Consider the following 5,500-nt stretch of genomic DNA (forward strand, 5'->3'; position numbering starts at 1 on the left):
CGTCCGGAACGCCGCCCTGCGCGAACGAGGTGATCAGATGATGCGGTCGCGGTTCGGACCGCTCGTCCCCGCTCCATGATCAGGCTGCGCTAGGTAATCCGGCACGCCGCTCATTCTACTGTCCCGCCGGACAGGCCGCCAACGCTAACAGCCCGTATGCCGCTGTGCCCCCGCGTCCACGAACGCGCACACTGGACGCCGAGATCGGAAGAGGGAGGAAAGACTCTTATATCAAAACATTCGCCTAAGAACTGCTGGCAAAGGTATTCACGTGCGCCGCACCGGGATGCAAGTTCAGGATACGCAGCAGCGTCGATGACGAAGCGCGCGTCCAAGCGGCACCGGAAGCGGTGAGGGGGCGGGGGGGCGCGCGTGAAGGCCTCGGAGCGCATCGACCAGCACATCGCGGGGATCCCGGACTGGCGCGGCAAGGTGCTGGCCACCATCCGGAGGATCATGCTCGGGTCCGACCCCGGGGTCACCGAGGACTGGAAGTGGATGGGGACGCCCGTCTGGTACTGCGACGGGATGGTCGCGCTCGCGAACCCCCACAGGGGGAAGGTGAAGTGGACCTTCGTCCAAGGGGCGAACTTCCCGGACGCGGCCCACCTCTTCAACGCGGGGCTGGAAGGGAACGCCTGGCGCGCGATCGACATCTTCGAGAAGGACTGGCTCGACGAGGCGGCGCTCCGGCGGCTCGTCCGGACCGCTATCGCCTACAACCGTTCCAAGTTGAAGGGCAAGGAAGCCCCCGGACCGGCCAAGAAGCCGTCCCGTCCCTCGGCGCGAGGGAAGAAGGGGCCCTGAGGGACCCGTCCGCCGCGACGGTCTAGTGCCGCAATGGAGAGGGACCCGCAGATCGCTTGACCCGCTGTTGAGGGGCTTCGTATACTGAAATTGCCCCAACGACAACTGCGCGCCTCGCGCGCATCTCACAGGAGGAATGGCGCATGGAGCTCACGGGTAAGCGGGTCGCGGTCCTCGCCGAGGATCATTACGAGAACTTGGAACTCTGGTATCCGGTGCTGCGGCTGCGGGAGGCCGGCGCTCAAGTGACGATCGTCGGCCCACAGGCGGGGGAATCGTACAAGAGCAAGGAAGGCTATCCGGCGAAGGCGGATATCTCGATGGAGGACGCCCGGGCGTCCGAGTTCGACGCCGTGGTCATCCCGGGCGGATTCGCTCCGGATCGGATGCGGCGCCACCAGGCGATGCTCCGGCTGGTGCGGGAGGCGTTCCAAGCGGGTAAGGTCGTGGCCTCGATCTGCCACGCGGCCTGGGTACCGATTTCCGCCGGGATCGTTAAGGGCAAGACGATGACCTGCGTCAGCGCCGTCAAGGACGACGTCATCAACGCCGGCGCCAACTACGTCGACAAGGAAGTGGTGGTTGACGGCAACCTGATCTCGTCGCGGACGCCCCCCGATCTCCCTGCGTTCTGCCGGGAGATCGTCAAGGCATTGAGCGTCGCGAAGGTGGGTGCAAGGACGTAGCGTTGGGACTCGATCGAGACGCGGGGTCCGGCCTGACCCTGCCGGACCCCACGCGATGATTCTCCAGGGGTTCCCCGTCGGTCCGATCGGCGCGAACTGCTATATCGTTGGGGACGAAGCCACCCGAGAAGTGTTTGTTGTCGATCCGGGAGACGAGGCGGACCGGATTCTCGCGACGCTCACGCGGCTAGGGGTCCGTGCCAAGGCGATCGTCAACACGCACGGCCACTTCGACCATATTCAGGCGGTCGATGTCGTTCGGCGTGAGACGGGTGCCCCGTTTTGGATCCACGAAGCTGAGCGCGAGACGCTGGAGCAGGGGCCGGCTCGGGCTAAAATGATCTTTGGGCTCGACCTCCCGCCCTCGCCCGTCCCCGACCGGTGGCTGACCGAGGGCGACCGGATCGCCGTTGGGGGTGTGACCCTCACCGTCCATCACACGCCGGGCCACAGCCAGGGTGGGGTGTGCCTGGTGGGGGACGGGATTGCGTTCGTCGGCGACACGCTGTTCGCCGGCAGCATCGGCCGGACGGATCTCCCCGGCGGCGACCTGGACACCTTGCTGGCCTCGATTGCCCGCGTCTTACTGCCCCTCCCCGATGAGACCACTTGCTACCCGGGCCACGGGCCCGAGACGACGATCGGCGACGAGAAGCGCACGAATCCCTTTCTCGCCCCCCTCATGTCCCGGCGGCAGGGCGAGGATCGTTCCTAAGAAGTATTTGAGGATCGCTCGCGCGAGGATGCGGAGCCGGTGGACCGTGTCCGTGTGCGCGTTTGCGATTGGGTGCCTCGCCGCCTGCGCATCCTGGGTCGCGGCGGGCCCGGCGGAGGTGGTGCACATGACCACGGTGGCGTATTACGAAGGAAAGGGTGCCGATCCGGTCAACCACCGTCTCGATCTCTTCAGGCCCGACGGCCACGCCGGTACCCCCGTCCTCTTGTTCTTTCATGGAGGCGTCTGGCAACGAGGGGACAAGCGCGAGTACGGAAATATCGGGGAGGCGTTTGCCAGGCGGGGGATCCTCACCGCGATCGTCAACTACCGCCTCACGCCTTCCGTCCGCCACCCGGGCCACGTCCAGGATGCCGCGCGGGCCGTCGCGTGGGCGATGCACCACGCCGGGGAGTACGGGGGGCGAGCGGATCGGATCTTCCTGAGCGGGCATTCGGCCGGGGGCCACCTCGTGACGCTCCTTCTGTTCGACCCTCAATACCTGCGGGCCGAGGCCGTGGACCCCGAGCGCCTCGCGGGCGTGATTGCCCTCTCCGGCGTCTTTGACTTGACCATGCCGATCGACGACACCTCCGAGGGGGGATTCGCGCAGTTCATCTATCCGCCGTTTGGCCGCGCTCCCAAGGCGCTCGAGGCGGCCTCGCCGATCCGGCACCTGCACCCGACCCGCGTGCCGCTGTTGATCGTGGTGGCGGGAGAGGATTACCGGGACATGCGCGCGCAGTCGAAGGGGTTCGCCGACGCGGTCGGGCGCGTCGGGATCGCGGCGCGGTTCGAGACGGTTTCAGGCCGCGGGCACTTTCAGCTTGTGCAGGCGATTGGGACCGCAGGGGATCCCACCACCGACCTCGTGACACGCTTCGTCTCCACGCCGGCCGCACCGTAGCGCGATCGCGCCGGCGCCGCACGCCCGTCTGTCGGCGGCCGTCCGCAGAGTTCTCGCGATCTTCCCGCATTCTTCCACCGATGTGGCATCGGAGAACGCCTACTCATCCGAACAGGAGGGCATCCATCGTTCGAATGACGTTTTGAATCCACTCTTAGAACCAAGGGGATAGTCGCCAACAAATGAACTCTCGGATGAGAACAAGACGTTCGGGGGTGCAATCGGCACGCAGCTCGGTTGGCGACATGGGGGCGCTGAAATGAGGAGACGCATGTGGGCTTCTGAGGACGGGTTCAACCTGATCGAGATCATCGTCGCGCTGGCGGTGGTCGCCGCGGCGATCGCGATCGCGTTCCCGATGTTCAACTCCGCTCCCCAGAACCTGGCCGCCGATCTTCAGGATTTCTCGCTCAATCTCCAGGTTGCGCGGGAGTTTGCCGTGAGCCGCACGATCCACTACCACGTGGCGGTGGCCGCCGGCGGGCCGCCCTACCAGTATTCTATCGAGAGCTGCGACACCACGGTCTCGAACTGCACGTTGCCTGCTTCGTGGGCCACGCAGCGGACCATCACGCTGCGGCCCAACGTGTCGTTCTCGACCCTCCCCACACCCGCCAGCGCGGAGTTCGACACCCGCGGGCTCCTGGTGATACAGACGGGACAGGCCGATCCGGTGACATTCGCGCTTCGAGATACCGCGCGCGGGTGGACCAAGCAGGTCACCGTCAACGGGTCGGGGATGGTGGATCGTCCGTGAAGATCCACCGGCGGTCCGAAGCGGGGTTCACGGCGCTCGAGGTGCTGGTCGCCGCGGTCCTCCTCGCCATCGGATTGGTGGTCTCCGCCCAGCTCATGGTGGTGGCGATGAGCCAGGGTCACCTCGCCAAGCAAGGGAGCGACGCGAGCACGCTGGCGGCACAGACGATCGAACAGTACCGCGACGCGAACTACGCCGGCATCACGGGGGGCACGTTCTACACGTATCCCACCGTGGGCTCCGACGCCTATACGGTCAGGGCGGACGTGGTGAGGAACGATCCCCAGACGAACATGACGCGGGTGAAGGTCACGGTCACTTGGAACAGCGGGGTTCAAAGTTATGTCAGCGAGACGATCCTCAGCAACCTTCAGTAAGACATACGCACGCGGGTTTACGCTGCCCGAAGTGCTGATCTGCGCGGCGATCGCCGGTATCGTCACACTGGCGGCAAGCTCCGGGTACGTGTTCATGACGAAGAGCTGGGTTCAGCAGCAGGCGCGGCTGCAGACGCAGCAGCAGCTGCGGTCCGCAGTGGCGGCCGTGACGCGCGAGGCGCGCGTCGCCGGGGCCTGCATGCTCGACAATCCGCCCGCGGACGTCCAGCCGATGAGCGGCATCGACAACGGGACGACGGATTCGATCACGATCCGGGCGAATCCGCACTGCGCTAAGGGCGCGATCGCGGGCCCCCCCTGCATGAGCTGCACGTCGTTCATGGTGAATCCCGCGACCAACTTTGCCGGCCTCGGCGGGACCTGGGGCTATCTCTATGTCAATGCTGGCCAGCATCAGTACTTCAAGATCCTGAGCGTCGTTGGGAGCACCATCAACGTGGACCCCACCACCCCCATTACGGGCACGTACCCGGTCGACACGACAGCAGTGTACGCCGTGGAAGCACGGACGTTTGCCATCAGCAGCACCTGTCCCACCTGCGGCGGCGTTCCCAGCCTGACGCTCACCCTCTTGGGCGGGTCGGAAGAGGCGCTGGTCAAGGGCGTTGATCTGTTCGACATCCAATATGTCTTTAACGACGATTACGACCCCACCAACTGCGTCAGTTCCACAGGGGGGGGACGCCCGCTCTGCGTGGTGAATCTGCCGCAATCCGCGACCGATTGGAAGAAGGTGCGCTCGGTCATTTTCGATGTAGGCGCCCGCTCACTGCGAGGGGTCGGGGGCGCGGGTTCGTCCGACGGATTCCTCCATCACAACGAGATCTTCGAGATCTCTCCTAGGAACTTCCAATTCCCGGCGGGACGGCTGTAGAGGGTGATGCGCATGCGTGCGAAGGTTCATGGGCAGCAACACGGGGCGGCGGTGCTCCTCGTTCTCCTGATCATCCTCGTCCTGGTCGCCGTCGGGACATTCGTCATGCTGTCGGTAGACCGCAACTCGGACATGCGGGTGTCGTACCAGAAGAACGTCGCCGGCTTCAACGCGGCCGAGGCCGGGCTCAACGTGGGGGCGGCCCAGGTCCTCACGACCATGCAGGGGTTCAGCCTGCCTACCAACTGCAATCCGCAGACGCTCTCCCTCAATAACCGGACGGTGACCTACCGGCTCAGCGTCCCGGGAAATGCGCCGGGAGACTGCACACCGAATGTCAGCTCGCAGTCCCTGGT

Annotated in this window: 8 protein-coding genes; all 8 read left to right on the forward strand. The window is 65.5% G+C overall.

Annotated features, from left to right (window positions below):
- The first annotated feature begins 372 nt into the window (after nucleotides 1-372).
- Nucleotides 373-807: a DUF1801 domain-containing protein gene (locus VFP86_03485; protein HET8998688.1), complete on the forward strand. Its 435-nt coding sequence runs from the start codon at nucleotides 373-375 to the stop codon at nucleotides 805-807.
- Nucleotides 808-950: 143 nt separating this feature from the next.
- Nucleotides 951-1,493 (forward strand): type 1 glutamine amidotransferase domain-containing protein, encoded by a 543-nt coding sequence (locus tag VFP86_03490; protein ID HET8998689.1) that lies wholly within the window; start codon nucleotides 951-953, stop codon nucleotides 1,491-1,493.
- Between the two features lie 55 nt (nucleotides 1,494-1,548).
- Entirely contained in the window at nucleotides 1,549-2,208 is a 660-nt protein-coding gene (locus VFP86_03495; GenBank protein HET8998690.1) for an MBL fold metallo-hydrolase, read from the forward strand.
- A gap of 127 nt (nucleotides 2,209-2,335) precedes the next feature.
- Nucleotides 2,336-3,115, forward strand: coding sequence for an alpha/beta hydrolase (locus VFP86_03500; protein ID HET8998691.1), 780 nt, complete (start codon nucleotides 2,336-2,338; stop codon nucleotides 3,113-3,115).
- Nucleotides 3,116-3,386: 271 nt separating this feature from the next.
- Entirely contained in the window at nucleotides 3,387-3,872 is a 486-nt protein-coding gene (locus VFP86_03505; GenBank protein HET8998692.1) for a prepilin-type N-terminal cleavage/methylation domain-containing protein, read from the forward strand.
- On the forward strand, nucleotides 3,869-4,249 hold the full coding sequence (locus VFP86_03510; protein HET8998693.1) for a prepilin-type N-terminal cleavage/methylation domain-containing protein: 381 nt from the start codon (nucleotides 3,869-3,871) through the stop codon (nucleotides 4,247-4,249). The genes VFP86_03505 and VFP86_03510 overlap by 4 nt, the downstream gene beginning before the upstream one ends.
- Entirely contained in the window at nucleotides 4,215-5,144 is a 930-nt protein-coding gene (locus tag VFP86_03515; protein HET8998694.1) for a prepilin-type N-terminal cleavage/methylation domain-containing protein, read from the forward strand. The genes VFP86_03510 and VFP86_03515 overlap by 35 nt, the downstream gene beginning before the upstream one ends.
- A 12-nt stretch (nucleotides 5,145-5,156) precedes the next feature.
- Nucleotides 5,157-5,500 (forward strand): hypothetical protein (locus tag VFP86_03520; GenBank protein ID HET8998695.1); only part of this gene is annotated, 344 nt, incomplete at its 3' end.

It is taken from the genome of bacterium (assembly GCA_035703895.1).
Taxonomy (GTDB): Bacteria; Sysuimicrobiota; Sysuimicrobiia; order Sysuimicrobiales; family Segetimicrobiaceae; genus Segetimicrobium.